Here is a 15,789-nt window from a genome sequence, read left to right as displayed (position 1 = left end):
GCCGGGCGTCCAAGCGAACTAAACCAGCGAGGCCAGCTGCTGAATCTGCTCCGGGCTGCGTCCGGTGACCACCATCATGGTGACGCCGGCGGCCTCCCACACCGTGATCTGCTTACGGACGTAGTCGATGTCTCCCACGATCGCGGCGTCGTCAACCAGCTCGTCGGGGATGATCTCGCCGGCTTTGTCCTTTTGTCCGGAGCGGAACAGCTTGGTCACGTCGTCAACGACCTCGCTGTAGCCCATCCGGCGGTAGACCTCGGCGTGGAAGTTGGTGTCCTCCGAACCCATGCCGCCCATGTAGAGCGCCAGGTAGGGCTTCATCGCCGCGAACGCGGCGGCGCGGTCCTCGGTGATGACGATGTTGGCCGTCGCGCAGATCTCGAAGGTCTCCCGGGTACGGCGAGCGCCCGGACGGGCGAAGCCTTCGTCGAGCCATTCGTTGTACATGTCGGCCAGCCGCGGGGAGTAGAAGATCGGCAGCCAACCGTCGGCGATCTCAGCCGAAAGCGCAACGTTCTTCGGGCCTTCGGCGCCGAGCATCACCGGGATGTCGGCCCGGCGTGGGTGGGTGATCGGCTTGAGTGTCTTGCCCAGCCCGGTGCTGCCCTCGCCGCTGATCGGCAGCGGGTAGTGCGGGCCGGCGCTTGTCACTGGGGCCTCGCGGGCCCACACCTGGCGCAGGATGTCGATGTACTCGCGGGTGCGAGCCAGCGGCTTGCCGAAGCGCTGGCCGTACCAGCCCTCCACCACCTGCGGACCGGACACGCCCAAGCCCAGGATGTGACGGCCACCGGAGAGGTGGTCCAACGTCAAAGCGGCCATCGCGCAGGCGGTCGGGGTACGTGCCGACAGCTGAACCACCGAGGTGCCCAACCGAACCCGTGACGTCGACGAGCCCCACCAGGCCAACGGCGTGTAGGCATCGGAGCCCCAGGCCTCGGCGGTGAAGACCGCGTCGAAGCCGGCATCCTCGGCCGCGGTCACCAGTTCGGCGTGGTTGGTCGGCGGCTGCGCGCCCCAATATCCGAGTTGCAGTCCCAGCTTCATCCTTGGCTCCTCGCTCGCCTGCTTGCCACCATTGTTAGAACCTGTTCTACTCGATGCCGTGACTGCCAGCCAAAGCACCCGCGCGCAGATCGATGAGCATGAGCCACCGCTGTCTGCGCCGCTGAAGTTGTCCTTCGACTACACACGTTCAGTCGGCCCTGTTCTGGGCGCGTTCTTCACCGCTCTGCGTGAGCGCCGCATCGTCGGCGTACGTGGCTCCGACGGTCGGGTGTACGTGCCACCGGCCGAGTATGACCCGGTCAGCTACGAACCGCTCACCGAGATCGTACCGGTGAGCAGTGTGGGCACCGTGGTGTCGTGGTCCTGGCAGCCGGAGCCGCTGGAGGGCCAGCCGCTGGACACCCCGTTCGCCTGGGCGCTGATCAAGCTCGACGGCGCCGACGTGGCGTTGCTGCACGCGGTGGCGGCCGAAAGCCCCAAAGACATCAGCGTCGGTACCCGGGTGCACGCGCACTGGGCCGAGGAGACCGTCGGCGCGATCACCGACATCGCCTACTTCGCGATCGGCGAAGAGGCAGAACCGGTAGCCGATGTCCCCGATGAGCGTGATCCGGTGACCATGGTGGTCGTCCCGTCCAGCCTGGAGATCCAGCACACCGCATCGCTACCCGAAAGCGCGTATCTGCGCGCCTTGCAGGAGGGCAAACTGCTGGGGGCCCGCACCGGCACCGAGGGCAAGCTGTACTTCCCGCCCAAGGAAGCCGACCCGGCCACCGGCCTGCCGCTGGACAACTTCGTCGAGTTGCCCGACACCGGAACGGTGACGACGTTCGCCATCATCAACATCCCGTTCGCCGGGCAGCGCATCAAGCCGCCGTACGTGGCCGCCTACGTGCTGCTCGATGGTGCCGATATTCCGTTCCTGCACTTGGTGTCCGACATCGACGCACACGAGGTGCGCATGGGCATGCGTGTCGCGGCGGTGTGGAAGCCCCGCGAGGAGTGGGGCCTGGGCATCGACAACATCGAATACTTCCGGCCCACCGGCGAACCGGACGCCGACTACGACACCTACAAGCACCACCTGTGAGGGGCAGCATGACGCAACGCGATGTCGCGGTGGTGGGTTTCGCCCACGCCCCGCACGTTCGCCGCACCGACGGCACCACCAACGGCGTCGAGATGTTGATGCCGTGTTTCGCTCAGTTGTACTCCGAGCTGGGGATCGCCCAGACCGACATCGGTTTCTGGTGCTCGGGTTCCTCGGATTACCTTGCCGGACGCGCATTCTCCTTCATCTCAGCGATCGACTCGATCGGCGCGGTTCCGCCCATCAACGAGTCGCACGTGGAGATGGACGGCGCGTGGGCGCTCTATGAGGCCTACATCAAGGTGCTGACCGGTGAGGTCGACACCGCGCTGGCCTACGGTTTCGGCAAGTCCTCGGCCGGCCAACTGCGCCGGATCCTGGCGCTGCAGACCGACCCCTACACCGTTGCGCCGCTGTGGCCCGACGCGGTCTCGATCGCAGCGTTGCAGGCCCGGCTCGGGCTGGACAGTGGTCAGTGGACCCGCGAGCAGATGGCCCGGGTGGCAATGGATTCGTTCGCCGCGTCAGACCGGGTGGACTCGGTGGAGTCGTCGACCGACCTCGACGAGCTGCTGGCACGCCCGTTCTTCGCCGACCCGCTACGCCGGCACGACATCGCACCCATCACCGACGGCGCGGCCGCGATCGTTCTGGCCGCCGGCGACCGGGCTCGCGAACTGTGCGAAAACCCGGCCTGGATCACCGGATTCGAGCACCGCATCGAGTCTCCGGTGCTGGGCAGCCGGGATCTGACCCGCTCCCCGTCGACCTCCGTCTCGACTCGCGCGGCGACCGGCGACGACATGCCGGCGGTGGACGTCGCTGAGATCCACGCGCCGTTCACCCATCAGCACCTGATTTTGACCGAAGCCATGCAGTTGCCGTCGAAAACGAAGGTGAACCCCTCCGGCGGCGCCCTGGCGGCCAATCCGATGTTCGTCGCGGGACTGGAGCGCATCGGCTTTGCCGCACAACACATCTTCAATGGTTCGGCGGGCCGAGTACTGGCCCACGCCACCAGCGGACCTGCGCTGCAGCAGAACCTGGTCGCGGTGATGGAAGGACGCAACTGATGGGCCAGCTCGCTGCGGTGCTGGGCACCGGGCAGACCAAGTACGTCGCCAAGCGCCAGGACGTGTCGATGAACGGCCTGGTGCGTGAGGCCATCGATCGCGCGCTGGCCGATTCGGGCTCGACGTTCGACGACATCGACGCAGTGGTGGTCGGTAAGGCTCCGGACTTCTTCGAGGGCGTCATGATGCCCGAGCTGTTCATGGCCGACGCCGTCGGCGCCACCGGCAAGCCGCTGATCCGGGTGCACACCGCCGGCTCGGTGGGCGGCTCGACCGCGGTCGTGGCCGCGAGCCTGGTGAAGTCCGGCAAGTTCCGGCGGGTGCTGACCATGGCCTGGGAGAAGCAGTCGGAGTCCAACGCCATGTGGGCGCTGAGCATTCCGGTGCCGTTCACCAAGCCGGTGGGGGCCGGCGCCGGTGGCTATTTCGCCCCGCACGTGCGGGCCTACATTCGCCGCTCCGGCGCGCCGACGCATATCGGAGCGATGGTCGCGGTCAAGGACCGGCTCAACGGAGCCCGCAATCCCCTGGCGCATCTGCATCAACCGGACATCACGCTCGAGAAGGTGATGGCCTCCCAGATGCTGTGGGATCCCATCCGATTCGATGAGACCTGCCCGTCCTCCGACGGTGCCGCCGCAATGGTGATCGGCAACGAGGAGATCGCTGACGCGCGGATCGCCGAGGGGCATCCGGTGGCCTGGATCCACGCCACGGCACTGCGCACCGAGCCACTGGCTTATTCCGGTCGCGATCAGGTCAATCCGCAGGCCGGCCGAGACGCTGCGGCGGCGCTGTGGAAGGAAGCCGGGATCACCAGCCCGATCGACGAGATCGACTGCGCAGAGGTGTATGTGCCGTTCTCCTGGTTCGAGCCGATGTGGCTGGAGAATCTCGGGTTCGCTCCCGAAGGTGAGGGCTGGAAGCTCACCGAGGCCGGCGAGACCGCGATCGACGGCAAGATCCCGTTCAATGCCTCCGGCGGCGTGTTGTCGTCCAACCCGATCGGCGCCTCGGGCATGATCCGGTTCGCCGAGTCGGCGATCCAGGTGATGGGTAAGGCCGGTGACCACCAGGTCCCGAATGCCCGCAAGGCCTTGGGTCACGCCTACGGCGGCGGCTCACAGTACTACTCGATGTGGGTTGTCGGCGCCGACAAGCCCGCCAACTGAGGAGGAGACCCGCATGAACGCAGATCACCCCGCCCACATTGCGGGCAAGCGCTCCCGTGACGCGGTAGCTGCCCGCGACAAGGAAGCTTGGCTGGCCAACTTCGCCGACGACGCGATCGTGCAAGACCCGATCGGGCCGTCGCATTTCGACCCCGAGGGCAAGGGCCACCGCGGCCGCGACGAGATCTCGGCGTTCTGGGACAAGGCCATCGCGAGCACCGACAAGATCGAGTTCAACTTCTCCGACACCTTCCAGTGCGGTGACGAGGAAGCCAACACCGGAAACATCACCATCACCATGGGCGGTCATCAGATCGTCACCGAGGGTGTGTTCACCTACCGGGCCAACAACAAGGGTGAACTGGTCGCGCTGCGCGCCTACTGGGAGTTGGACCGCGCCGCGAAGACGGCCCGCAAGATCTAGGCCAAGATGTAGGCCTTGCGGCGCCGGCCGGTCACTGTTCGGCGACCGGCTCCATGCCTTCGCGGTACCGCTTCGCCAGGTCGCGGTAATACGGCGGGTTGGCGTTGATCCACATCTCTGCTCCGGTTCCCGCGATCGGGCCTTTGACGACGGCGGGCGAGCCGGTCACCAGCACCCCGGCCGGGATCTTGGTGCCGGCAAGCACCGTCGCGCCGGCCGCAACCAGGCTGCGGCTGCCGATCACCGCGCCGTCGAGCACGGTGGCGTGGTTGCCGATCAATGCCTCGGCGCCGATGTTGGCGCCGTGGATGAGGCACATGTGCGCGATCGTCGCGCCCGGGCCGATGTCCACCGGAACGCCCGGCGGCACGTGCAACACCGAGCCGTCCTGCACGTTGGCACCCTCGCGCACCACGATCGGCGCGTCGTCGGCGCGCAGGATGGCGCCGAACCACACCGAGGCCCCGGCTTCGATGGTGACGTCCCCGATGAGCGTGGCGGTGGGAGCCACGAAGGCGGTGGGATCGATCTTGGGCGCCCGACCATTGAAGGAGAACAGCTGCATCGTCCACATATACCAGGGACGAAAGACCCCGAACCAGCAGGGCTTATTGCGTAAACAGGCGTCAAAACTGTAACGTGTTCTAGTTAGAAGCGAAGGTTGGAGGCAACAGGTGAGCACTGACAACGCCGAGGTCGGCGTCCGCCACATCGATACCGGAACACTGCCGGACCGCTATGCGCGTGGCTGGCACTGCCTGGGCCCGGTGAAGGACTTCCAGGACGGCAAGCCGCACTCGATTCACGCGTTCGGCGCCAAGCTGGTGGTTTTCGCCGACTCGCAGGGTGAGCTGCACGTGCTCGACGCCTACTGCCGCCACATGGGCGGCGACCTGAGCCGCGGTGAGATCAAGGGCGACGAGGTCGCCTGCCCGTTCCACGACTGGCGCTGGGGCGGCGACGGGCGCTGCAAACTGGTGCCGTACTCCAAGCGGACCCCGCGGGTGGCGCGCACCCAGTCCTTCCCGACCGACGTGCGCGGCGGGCTGCTGTTCATGTACAACGACCCCGAAGGCAACCCGCCGCCGGACGAGGTGCGGATCCCGGAGATCCCGGAGTGGTCGAGCGGTGAGTGGACCGACTGGCGCTGGAACTCCATGGTGATCGACTCCAACTGCCGCGACATCATCGACAACGTCACCGACTTCGCACACTTCTTCTACATCCACTACGGCCTGCCCACCTCGTTCAAGAACGTCTTCGAGGGCCACGTCGCCTCGCAGTACCTGCACAATGTCGGCCGTTCCGACGTGCCCGGCCTGGGCACCAGTTACGGCGGTTCGGAATTGGACTCCGAGGCCTCCTACTTCGGCCCGTCGTTCATGATCAACTGGCTGCACAACAGCTACGGCGGCTTCAAGGCCGAGTCGATCCTGATCAACTGCCACTACCCGATCAGCCAGGACCAGTTCCGGCTGATGTGGGGCGTGATCGTGCAGAAGCCCAAGGGGCTCGACGACGCGACGACCGAGAAGATCGCCGACGCCATGACCGACGGGGTCAGCAAGGGCTTCCTGCAGGACGTGGAGATCTGGACGCACAAGAGTCGGATCGAGAACCCGCTGCTAGTCGAGGAAGACGGCGCGGTCTACCAGCTGCGCCGGTGGTACTCGCAGTTCTACGTCGACGCTGCCGACGTCACGCCCGAGATGACCGATCGCTTCGAGATCGAGATCGACGCGACGGTGGCCAACGAGAAGTGGAACGCCGAAGTCGCCGAGAACCTGCGGGTGCAGGAAGAGGAAGCGAAAGCCGCAAAGGCTTCCGAAACCGTTAACGCAGAGTAGGCCTGGCGCCATGGCCCGCGAGGTTCCCGACGCCGGTGAGCTGGCCCGGTCCATGCTGATGTTCTACGGTCCGCACGACGACCACGGCGAGCACGGCGACTCCCCCGACGACGGGCCCGACACCCGCTACTCGCGGCAACCGCTGTTTCCGGTCGACCCGGAACGCTACGAGGCGATTCGTGCTGCGACCGAACGAGATACCGACCGCTACCTGCATTCGGGTCTGATGCCGGTGGAATGCCGGCACTGCACCGCCACCGTCGAGGTCAAGAAGCTGGGGCCCGGATACACCTCGGTGCAATGGAATTCAGCGGCGGTGCAGCAGTGTGCCTACTTCGCCGCCGAACGCGAGGCCGGCCACTCCAGTAGTCGCAGCCGCGGCTGCCCGAAGCTCTCCAAGAGCATTGCGCACGCGGTCGCCGAGGGCCATCTGGAGGAGGGCTCCAGCGCTCCCCCGCCCGGCGACGGCATCGACTAGCCCCACGCCCTGCGAGCAGCCACTAAGCTGCTGGCGCGGCTACAGGCCGGCGAAGCGCTCCCGGACCTGCTCGGCGGTCAACCCGTAGTCGGCCAGCGAGTATTCGTGCTTGGGCGCGCGCGGGCCGGTCTTGCTGGCGGCATAGTCATCGGCCATGGCCTGGCGCGCCTCGTCGGAGAGCGGCAGGCCGAAGCGTTCGTAGATGCCCGCGGCGGTGGCCAGCGGGTCGGCGACGAAATCCTGGTAATCGATGTCGCAGAACTGGGCCTGGTCATATTGGGCGCGTTGGCTGTTGAACAGCTCCAGCCCCCGCGCCCAGGTCTCCATCTCGTCGGCGCCGATCTGCGCGCCGACGAAGGTGTTCGACTGACCTTCGGTGGTGTGCCGAGCCAGTGAGCACATCGACGCCAGGATGGTCTCGGCCGGCCGATGGCACTGCACGATGAGTGCGTCGGGATAGACCGCCATGATCGCGTCCAACGCGAACAGATGGCTGGGATTTTTAAGCACCCACCGCTTGTCCGGGTCGTTGAGACCGATCAGCTGCAGGTTGCGGCGATGCCGCTGGTACGCCGGGGTCCAGTCCTGCTCGGAGAGCCAGCGTGAATAAGTAGGCAGGTGCGCCAGCGTCTCATAGGACACCGAGTGCAGCGATTGGCGCAGCAGCTGCCAGCATTCCTCCAGGCCGTCGGCGGTCATGAAGTGCAGCCCGGTGTAGTCCGGGTTCTCGTCATGGTGCCGTTCGAACTGGGCCTTCATCTGCTGGTAAACCGGGTTGCTGTCCCAGGTTTCGCGTGGCGGCCGCGGCTGCGGAAACTCGGCCAGCCACATCTCTAAGCCCTGGTGCGCCGGATCGGCCCCCAGTAGCCGGTGCAGCGCGGTCGTTCCGGTGCGGGGCAGCCCGGTGACGAAGATCGGCCGCTCGATGCCGACCTGGGTGTACTCAGGATTGGCATTCCAGCCGGCCTGTGACAGCAGCCGGGCCACCAGCGCACCGCGCAGGAAGAACCGGTTCATCTTGCTGCCCAACTCGGTGAGGTCGGCCTCGCTGCGATAGGAGTCCAGCAATACACCGAGTGCTTCGCGGTAATTGTCGTCGTCGGGACCGAAGTCGTCCAGACCCACCATCTTTGTGGCCGAGGCGTGCAGATCCTCGACGGTGCCGACATTGGTACGAGCGGTCATCAGTTGTGGTACTCCCCGCAGTTGACGTCGAGAACCTGGCCGCTGATGCCGCTGGCCAGGTCGCTGGCCAAAAACAGCACCGCCGAGGCCACTTCGTCCTCGGTGGGCAGCCGCTTCAGGTCGGAGTTGGCGGCGGTGGCCGCGTAGATCTGCTCGACGGTGGTGCCGTACTTGCCGGCCTGGTGGGCGAAGTAACTCTGCAAGGTGTCGCCCCAGATGTATCCGGGTGCAACGGAGTTGACGCGGATACCCTGCTCGCCCAGTTCGGACGCCAGCGACTGCGACATCGCCAGCAGCGCAGCCTTGGCCATCTTGTATGCGCCGTACTTGGGCTGCGAGTGCCGGATCACCATCGAGTTCAGGTTGACGATCGAGCCCTTCGCCGCGGCCAGAGCCGGCGTGAAGCCCTGGGTCAGCCGCAGCGCGCCGAGCCCGCTGAGTTCGATGGCGTCGCGGATGTGCTGAAATGTGGTCTGCGCCAATGGCTTCATCGACGGTACCCGGAAGGCGTTGTTGATCAACACGTCGATGTGGTCGAACTCGGCCGACGCTGCCTCCACCAGCTGGGTTACCTGGTCGTCGTCGGTGATGTCGGTCGGGACCACCAGGGCACGGCGCCCCGCGGCCCTGACCTGCTTGGCCACCTCTTCCAGGCGATCGGCGCTGCGCGCGGCCAGCACCAGGTCGGCACCCTCGGCCGCGAACCGAGTGGCCATCGTGCTGCCGAGGCCCGGCCCGACCCCGCTGATCACGACGACTTTGCTCGTCAGCATTCCCGTCATCTTCACCCCAGCATTCTGTTAGCGATTTGCTGCTGCCGCTGCGCGATTCGCGCTCGCCAGTCCTCTTGCGAAATCTTGTTGTGGTCATAGAAGGGCAGTGCCGACTGCACGGCGTCGACGTCGATGAGCTCGACGGTCGGACCGTCGGCCTCGGTCAGTTGCCGCGACACCCGCTGCCAGCGGAACTGCAGGAACCCGCGCCGATGGCCCAGGGTCTCGACCCAGTTGGTGACCCCGGGATCGGTGTCGGAGACCACGATCCGGATCTTGCCGTCCGGATCGGCTTGCGCCTGAGTGCCGTTCAGCGAGGTCTGGTGGTTGATGTAGTCCAGCGAGATGTACCACAGGCTGCCCAACTGGAAGCCGAGGTACGGCGCGTCCGACACCGGCAGGGTGATGACCAGCGCCTGGCCGGGCGCGAGCTCGTAGTGCCCGGCCGACGAGTACTGCGTGGCCAGACCGCCCGGCGTGAGTCGCGGCGCCACCATAGTGTTGACCGGGAGGTTCAGGTAGAACCACTGTGGGAACGCGAGCCAGGTCTTGATGCGGTTGATCAGCTGTTTTCCCGCTGCCGCATAACGCTTCTCGATCAACTGGCGGGTCAACGGCGGCGGTGCGGTGCCTTCGGTGTCGGTCCTGGCGATCGAGAGGGTGCCGCGCTGGGCGGCCCAGTCGTTGTAGACCTCGCGGATCACCAGTTGCGCCGGCGCCTTCGGCTGGAAGCGCCAGGTGAAGGTGCCGTCGGCGGCAACATCGAGTTCGCGGTCGTCGAAGGCGGCCTCACTGGCCGGGACGTTGTCGTCGGTGTATTCGCCTCCGAGCAGCTGGAAACTGAGGTCGGTGGTGGTCCCCCGGGTCCCCTGCACCACGTAGTCATTGCCGGGGCGCACGACGGTGCCGAAGTACAGCGTGTCGGGGTTGTCCAGACCCATCTTGGTGAACGGCCCGGTGCCCGACAGTAAGAACGGGTGGTCACGCTCGCTGTTGAAGGCGGCGTGCACACACGCCTCGACGCCGCCGGCCAGGTATTGCAGGCCCTCGAGCAAGTCGGCCTCGGTCTCGATGTGCGGAGCCGCGGCGACCAGCTTCTCCGCCTCGGCGATCGCGGCCGAAAGGGGTTCGGAGTACATCGCTGCAACACCTCACAGATCGTCGATTGGTTCAATATTGGACCGACATGGTAGATATCTCGAACCGACTTTAGACGGTCGCGGTAGCATGCTGCAATGGCTGTGCCTGAACAAGCGGCGCCCCCACGAGTCGTGCGGTCGTCCCCGCCGACCGAGCGGGTGGTGACGATCCTGGACTTTCTGGCCCGCCACCCCGACCAGAGCTTTGGATTGTCCGAACTGGCCCGGCGCACCGAGCTGTCCAAGCCGACCTGCCTGGGCATCGCCAACGCCCTGGCCGACGCCGGCTATCTGAGGCGAGACGATCCCGCCAAGACCTACCGGCTCGGGGCGGGCCTGATCTCGCTCGGTCGCGCGGCCCAACAGTCGCTGCGGGTCGGTCCCGAGGCGCGCGAGCAACTGCGGCGGCTGTCCGCGGATTTCGCCACGTCTGCGGCGCTGAGCGCGGTGGTCGATGACCGAATCACCGTGCTGGAGCTGGTGGCGGCGCCCAATGCGCGGCTGGGAGTTCAGGCTGGCCAGAGTTATCCGTTCGCGCCTCCCGTCGGATTGATGTTCGTGCTCTGGGACGACCCTGCGCTGCAGGACTGGCTGGCCCGCCAGCCCACCATCCCGCTGCGATCGGAGAGCGAGCGCCTACAACGCGTCGTCGACGAATGCCGTGCCGACGGCTACCTGGTCGAGCGACTGACACCCGGCGGGCAGCGGCTCTACGGGTTGATGGCAGGACTGCCCAGCGATCTGCCCGACGAGCTGCGCGCCCTGCTCGGCGAGCTGGTCTCCGATATCGGCGAACGGGTCTATCTGCGTGGCGAAGCCGGCAGCCGGGGCCGCCACGACATCAGCGTGATCTCCGCGCCGGTCTACGATCACCATCAACGCCAGGCAATGGTGGTGTCGCTGCACGCCCAGCGCGCACTGACCGACTCCGAGATCACCAAGTGGGCGCGCGGACTGCTGCGGACCGCCGAGGCGCTCACCGCGCAACTGGGCGGAACCAAGCCCGTTTGGCTGTTAGGTTCGGCGACATGACGGCGCTGGTCTTGTCGACTGCGTCCCGCCTGGAGCTGTCCGAGCTCGTGCACCGCTACGCCAGCTACGTCGATGCGCGACGATTCGACGAGGTAGCCGAATTGTTCACCGCCGACGCCGAACTCGTCCTGCCGGATCCGCCGGATCACCTGGAGCCATGCGTGCGCCACCACGGCCACGCCGGCGTGCGGGATGCGATGTCGGCACTGGCCGCGGTAACCCGCACCCAGCACGGCATCGTCGGCGAGGTCTACACCGCCTCTACCTCAACCTCGACCGACGTCGCGAGCGGAGAGATCACCGGGGTAGCGCACCATTGGATCGAGCACGACGGCAAGCTCACCGACCAGATCTGGTACCTGCGCTACCGCGACGCCTATCACCGCGTCGGGCAGGGCTGGCGGATCGCCCAGCGAAAACTGACCATCGACGCGATCGAGTCGCGACCGGCCCGGCAGGTGCGCTCATGAACAGACCCCAGATCTCTTTGCAGCTGAAGACTTTCACCGACGATGCCGGTCACGACTGGGGCACCACCCTGGCGCTGGGCGCGGCGATGGACGCTGCGGGTGTCGATCGGGTGGTGGTCTCCGACCACGTGGTGTTCGGCGAGAATCCGGATGCGTACGCCGACCCTCGGCTCGGCGGGATCGCCGGCGGGCGCCAGCCGACCGGGCCCGACGGACAGTGGCTGGATCCGCTGATCGTGCTCACCGCGCTGGCCGCGACCACGACTCACATCCGTTTGGGCACTGCGGTGTTGCTGGCGGCACTGCGCCGTCCGGCGGTGCTGGCCAAAGAGCTGGCCACCCTGGATGTGCTGTCGGGAGGGCGGCTGGATCTCGGCGTGGGCGTCGGCTGGCAACGCGAGGAGTACGAGGCCGCCGGACTGTCATTCGAGCGCCGCGGGCGACTGCTGGATCACACCCTGGAGGTGTGCCAGACGCTGTGGACCCAGCAGCGCAGCAGCTACACGTCCCCGGAGTTGTCGTTCCAGAACATTCACCAGATGCCCAAGCCCGTTGCCGCAGGCGGGGTTCCGATCTGGGTGAGCGGCACCGTCAACGACGCGGTGGCGCGCCGGCTGGCCCGGTTCGGGTCCGGCTGGATCCCGTGGGGTCCGGCGATGCGCGACCCGGCCGGTGCCATCGCGGCGATGAAGGACCGCATCGCCGCACTGGGCGGCGATCCGACCGGCCTGCAGGTACTGGGCCACGCCACCACCGCCAAGAACCCGGACGGTTCCCTGGACACCGCGGCCACCGCGGCCTCCGCACCGGCACTGGTAGCCGCCGGGGTCACCGATGTGCGGGTCACCTGCTCACTACCCAAGGACATCGGCCGGGCCACCGAGCTGCTGGGCGAACTCGTCTCGGCGTTCCGCGCCGCAACCGGCTAAGGAGACATCGATGGAAAAGGTCATGATCGTCGCGCGTACAGCCGATTTCAGCGACCAATGGTGCCAGAATCTGCGGGGTCCGATCGCGGCGAAACTACTGGATCTGGGGCTGCCGGGCGTCGTGGTCAACGTGCGCGACGAGCCGGTGCGCGACTCCATGATGACCCTGACGACGCTGGATCCGCCGGCGGCGGCCGTCATCAGCCTGTGGACCCAGCAGTACTACGGCGAAGCGACCCGGGCAGCCATTGCACTGATCGAGGCCGAATCTGATTCGGCGGCAGCATATTTGGTGACCGAATCGATGCCGATGCCGCCGCCGGACCTCGGCGAGGGCCGCCGTACCCGGGGGCTGGCCAATGTGGCGCTACTGCGGCGGCCGGCTGATTTGGACGAGGCGACCTGGCTGCACCGCTGGCACATCGACCACACCCAGGTCGCGATCGACACCCAGGCGACCTTCGGCTACACCCAGAATGTCGTGATCCGCCCGCTCACCGAGGACGCACCCGGCATCGACGCCATCGTCGAGGAGAACTTCCCCGACGAGGCGGTGTCCGACCCGTACGCGTTCTACGGCGCGGCCGACGAGGCCGACCTCAGCGATCGGGTGGGCCGGATGATCGCCAGTGTCAGCGCGTTCGGTGCGCAGTTGAACATCGACACCGTGCCCACCAGCCGCTATGTGTTCCGGTCGCCGTTCGTCACACACACTGCTGGGACAGCGTGATCAACGCCTCCCGTACATGCGGGTGCCGTTCGAGGTAGGACAGCACCGGGTTGGGGGCGCCGGGATCCTCCTGCCGTCCCTTCTCGTCTAGCTCGGCCCGGACGTCCGGGTGTCGGTTCAGGTACGCGTCGATGGAGTTGCCGAAGGTCTGGTCGCATTGCTGCGGTGCGGCGTTGGCCACCGGTGTCAGTACCGCGGCCACGCTGAGCAAGCCGACCGCTATCGCTCGAGTAATACCGCTCATCACTCGACGGTACCCGCGTTTTCAGTTCACGCTGGCCAGGGCGAACGGCAGCACCTGCGGTGCGCCCGCAGCCCGCACCACCCGGGCCGCCATGGTCAACGTCCACCCGGTGTCGGTGACGTCGTCGACCACCAACACCGGGCCGATATCGGCCGGAAGTTCCGCCGGCGGCAGCCAGCAACCCTGCAGCGCGGCGACCCGGTAGGCCGAGTTCGCCGCCGCCGTAGCGCGCCGGTTCGGGGCATACCGCAAGGTGTCCAAGCGGGTCAGGCGGCCGAGTTCGGCCAGCCGGTCGGTCAACGAGCCGATCAGCACCGGGTGCGTTGTTGAGTCCAGGCTCAGCACCGCGGTCGGCCGGGTCTGCCACTCCCAGCCGGCCAGCACGCTCACGGCCGCGCGCACCACCTCGTCGGGCACTTCACGGTCCGGCTCGTCGAGCAGCCGCCGCAGCCGTGCACCCCAGCCCAGGTCGGTGAGCCGGCCGATGACCCGGCCCGGTTCCGGCCCGTCGGCGATCCGGCCGGACAGGTCGACGCCGAGCTGCGCCAGCCCCGACGGCCACTGTCGCCGCGGCGTGATCTCCACGCCGGGACGCATCAGCCGCTCCTGCGTCGCCGCGGCGGCGCTGGGGTCCACGGCGGCGTCAAACCGCGGTCCGGCGCAGTTGTCGCACCGTCCGCAGCGCTCCCCTGCCTGCAGCTGGGGGTCATTGAGTTGGGCCCGCAGAAAAGTCATCCGGCAACCGTCGGTGCGTTGGTAGTCCAGCATGGCCTGCTGCTCGGCCCGGCGTAGCTCATCGAGCTTGCGGTAGCGCGCCTCGTCGTAGGTCCACGGGGCTCCGGTGCCCAGCCAGCCGCCCTTGACTCGGCGCACCGCGCCGTCCACATCTAAGACCTTGAGCACCATCTCCAACCGCGACCGGTTCAGGTCGACCCGCGCTTCCAGCGCCGGCGTCGACAGCGGCTGATCAGGGGACAGTTCGCCGATCACTTTGCGTACCAAGGACTCCGCCGGGAAGGCCAGCGACGCGAAGTAGCGCCAGATGTCGGCGTCCTCGGCGCCGGGCAACAGGATCACCTCGGCGCTGGCGGTGGCGCGCCCGGCGCGACCGACCTGCTGGTAGTAGGCAATCGGCGAGGACGGTGCGCCCAGGTGGACGACGAATCCCAGATCGGGTTTGTCGAATCCCATGCCCAGCGCCGAGGTGGCGATCAGCGCCTTGACCCGGTTGGCCAGCAGGTCGGCCTCCAGCTGCTCGCGATCGGCCGAGTCGGTCGAACCGGTGTAGGCGGCCACCGCGAACCCCTGCGCGCGCAGGTCGGCGGCCACATCGTGGGCTTGGGCCACGGTGAGCGTGTAGACGATCCCGGATCCGGGCAGCTGCTGCAGGTGAGTGCCGATCCAGGCGGCCCGCTGCGCTGGACCACCGGCGTGCACCACCGACATCCGCAGCGATTCGCGGTCCAGGCCGCCACGCAGCACCAGGGTGTCGCCACCGCCGACCCCCAGCTGGCCGGCGACGTCGGAGACCACCCGGTCGTTGGCGGTTGCCGTAGTGGCCAGCACCGGGATGTCGACGCCCAGCTCGGCGATCAGGGTGCGGATACGCCGGTAATCGGGCCGGAAGTCGTGTCCCCAGTCCGAGACGCAGTGCGCCTCGTCGACCACGACCAGCCCTGCCTTGGCGGCCAGTGCCGGCAACACCTGATCGCGGAAGTCGGGATTGTTGAGCCGCTCCGGGCTGACCAGCAGCACGTCGAGTTCGCCCGCGGCCACCCGGCGTTGTACGTCGGCCCACTCGGTCACGTTGGATGAGTTGATGGTGGCCGCGTGCACACCGGCGCGTTCGGCCGCGGCGACCTGGTTGCGCATCAGCGCCAGCAGCGGCGACACGATCACCGTCGGACCGTGCCCACTGGCCCGCAGCAGCTTCGCGGCGATGAAATACACCGCCGACTTGCCCCAGCCGGTCCGCTGCACCACCAGCGCGCGGCGGCGCGCCACCACCAGCGCCTCGATCGCCGCCCACTGGTCGTCGCGCAGCCGCGCCTGCGGTCCGGCCAGCTGCTCCAGGATTGCCTGGGCTTGTGGCCGTGTGGTCATGCTGCGGTTATTTCGTGGCCCGCTCTCGCTGGATTTCCAGTGCGATGTCGATGAGCTGGTCTTCCTGGCCGCCGATCAGCTTGCGCTGA

Annotated in this window: 18 protein-coding genes; 10 read left to right on the top strand and 8 right to left on the bottom strand. The window is 67.3% G+C overall.

The window, feature by feature from the left end:
* Positions 1-18: 18 nt before the first annotated feature.
* On the bottom strand, positions 19-1,050 hold the full coding sequence (locus tag LI94_RS00505) for an LLM class F420-dependent oxidoreductase (RefSeq protein WP_046299954.1): 1,032 nt from the start codon (positions 1,048-1,050) through the stop codon (positions 19-21).
* A 58-nt stretch (positions 1,051-1,108) separates the two neighbouring features.
* Between LI94_RS00505 and LI94_RS00500 the strand changes: the two genes are divergently transcribed.
* The 4 genes from LI94_RS00500 to LI94_RS00485 are packed head-to-tail and all read left to right on the top strand — an operon-like array spanning position 1,109 to position 4,770.
* Positions 1,109-2,101: an OB-fold nucleic acid binding domain-containing protein gene (locus LI94_RS00500; protein WP_046299953.1), complete on the top strand. Its 993-nt coding sequence runs from the start codon at positions 1,109-1,111 to the stop codon at positions 2,099-2,101.
* 8 nt (positions 2,102-2,109) lie between these two features.
* On the top strand, positions 2,110-3,174 hold the full coding sequence (locus tag LI94_RS00495; RefSeq protein WP_046299952.1) for a thiolase domain-containing protein: 1,065 nt from the start codon (positions 2,110-2,112) through the stop codon (positions 3,172-3,174).
* Positions 3,171-4,346: a thiolase domain-containing protein gene (locus tag LI94_RS00490; RefSeq protein WP_192830880.1), complete on the top strand. Its 1,176-nt coding sequence runs from the start codon at positions 3,171-3,173 to the stop codon at positions 4,344-4,346. The genes LI94_RS00495 and LI94_RS00490 overlap by 4 nt, the downstream gene beginning before the upstream one ends.
* 13 nt (positions 4,347-4,359) lie before the next feature.
* Positions 4,360-4,770, top strand: coding sequence for a nuclear transport factor 2 family protein (locus tag LI94_RS00485; protein WP_024442202.1), 411 nt, complete (start codon positions 4,360-4,362; stop codon positions 4,768-4,770).
* A gap of 31 nt (positions 4,771-4,801) precedes the next feature.
* Here the strand turns inward: LI94_RS00485 and LI94_RS00480 are convergent, their stop codons facing one another.
* Positions 4,802-5,335: a gamma carbonic anhydrase family protein gene (locus LI94_RS00480; RefSeq protein ID WP_024442201.1), complete on the bottom strand. Its 534-nt coding sequence runs from the start codon at positions 5,333-5,335 to the stop codon at positions 4,802-4,804.
* 109 nt (positions 5,336-5,444) lie between these two features.
* Between LI94_RS00480 and LI94_RS00475 the strand changes: the two genes are divergently transcribed.
* Together LI94_RS00475 and LI94_RS00470 are read left to right on the top strand one after the other, a co-directional pair.
* Positions 5,445-6,617 carry a Rieske 2Fe-2S domain-containing protein gene (locus LI94_RS00475; RefSeq protein ID WP_024442200.1) on the top strand — a complete coding sequence of 391 codons (1,173 nt, stop codon included), beginning with the start codon at positions 5,445-5,447 and terminating at the stop codon, positions 6,615-6,617.
* Between the two features lie 10 nt (positions 6,618-6,627).
* A complete protein-coding gene (locus LI94_RS00470) occupies positions 6,628-7,095 on the top strand; it encodes a hypothetical protein (protein WP_024442199.1) in 468 nt (155 codons plus the stop codon).
* Positions 7,096-7,134: 39 nt separating this feature from the next.
* On the opposite strand, the gene LI94_RS00465 is transcribed toward LI94_RS00470, so the two are convergent.
* Genes LI94_RS00465 through LI94_RS00455 form a run of 3 tightly spaced genes read right to left on the bottom strand, consistent with a single transcriptional unit; the run spans position 7,135 to position 10,192 of the window.
* Positions 7,135-8,280: a sulfotransferase gene (locus LI94_RS00465; protein ID WP_046299951.1), complete on the bottom strand. Its 1,146-nt coding sequence runs from the start codon at positions 8,278-8,280 to the stop codon at positions 7,135-7,137.
* On the bottom strand, positions 8,280-9,062 hold the full coding sequence (locus tag LI94_RS00460; protein WP_046299982.1) for an SDR family oxidoreductase: 783 nt from the start codon (positions 9,060-9,062) through the stop codon (positions 8,280-8,282). Before LI94_RS00460 ends, LI94_RS00465 begins: the two co-directional genes overlap by 1 nt.
* Positions 9,063-9,064: 2 nt before the next feature.
* Positions 9,065-10,192 carry a hypothetical protein gene (locus LI94_RS00455; protein ID WP_024442196.1) on the bottom strand — a complete coding sequence of 376 codons (1,128 nt, stop codon included), beginning with the start codon at positions 10,190-10,192 and terminating at the stop codon, positions 9,065-9,067.
* 96 nt (positions 10,193-10,288) lie between these two features.
* Here LI94_RS00455 and LI94_RS00450 point away from each other — a divergent pair, with 96 nt between their 5' ends.
* Genes LI94_RS00450 through LI94_RS00435 form a run of 4 tightly spaced genes read left to right on the top strand, consistent with a single transcriptional unit; the run spans position 10,289 to position 13,353 of the window.
* Complete coding sequence (locus LI94_RS00450) at positions 10,289-11,224, top strand: helix-turn-helix domain-containing protein (RefSeq protein WP_024442195.1); 936 nt, start codon at positions 10,289-10,291, stop codon at positions 11,222-11,224.
* Positions 11,221-11,694 (top strand): nuclear transport factor 2 family protein, encoded by a 474-nt coding sequence (locus LI94_RS00445; protein ID WP_192830877.1) that lies wholly within the window; start codon positions 11,221-11,223, stop codon positions 11,692-11,694. The genes LI94_RS00450 and LI94_RS00445 overlap by 4 nt, the downstream gene beginning before the upstream one ends.
* Positions 11,691-12,623, top strand: coding sequence for a TIGR03619 family F420-dependent LLM class oxidoreductase (locus tag LI94_RS00440; protein ID WP_046299950.1), 933 nt, complete (start codon positions 11,691-11,693; stop codon positions 12,621-12,623). Before LI94_RS00445 ends, LI94_RS00440 begins: the two co-directional genes overlap by 4 nt.
* 10 nt (positions 12,624-12,633) lie before the next feature.
* Positions 12,634-13,353 (top strand): EthD domain-containing protein, encoded by a 720-nt coding sequence (locus tag LI94_RS00435; RefSeq protein WP_046299949.1) that lies wholly within the window; start codon positions 12,634-12,636, stop codon positions 13,351-13,353.
* Here the strand turns inward: LI94_RS00435 and LI94_RS00430 are convergent.
* The 3 genes from LI94_RS00430 to LI94_RS22055 form a co-directional block, all read right to left on the bottom strand.
* The gene (locus LI94_RS00430) at positions 13,328-13,597 is read right to left on the bottom strand and encodes a hypothetical protein (protein WP_046299948.1); all 270 of its coding nucleotides are present in this window, start codon (positions 13,595-13,597) and stop codon (positions 13,328-13,330) included. The genes LI94_RS00435 and LI94_RS00430 overlap by 26 nt on opposite strands.
* A 21-nt stretch (positions 13,598-13,618) precedes the next feature.
* Positions 13,619-15,700 (bottom strand): RecQ family ATP-dependent DNA helicase, encoded by a 2,082-nt coding sequence (locus LI94_RS00425; RefSeq protein WP_046299947.1) that lies wholly within the window; start codon positions 15,698-15,700, stop codon positions 13,619-13,621.
* Positions 15,701-15,707: 7 nt separating this feature from the next.
* Positions 15,708-15,789: hypothetical protein (locus tag LI94_RS22055; RefSeq protein WP_152664716.1), on the bottom strand; the 82-nt coding region annotated here is incomplete at its 5' end.

The sequence above is a fragment of the Mycobacterium sp. UM_Kg27 genome (assembly GCF_000972905.1).
GTDB lineage: Bacteria > Actinomycetota > Actinomycetes > Mycobacteriales > Mycobacteriaceae > Mycobacterium.
The sequence above is the reverse complement of the archived record's forward strand: the minus strand, read 5'-3'. Positions and strand labels throughout refer to the sequence as shown.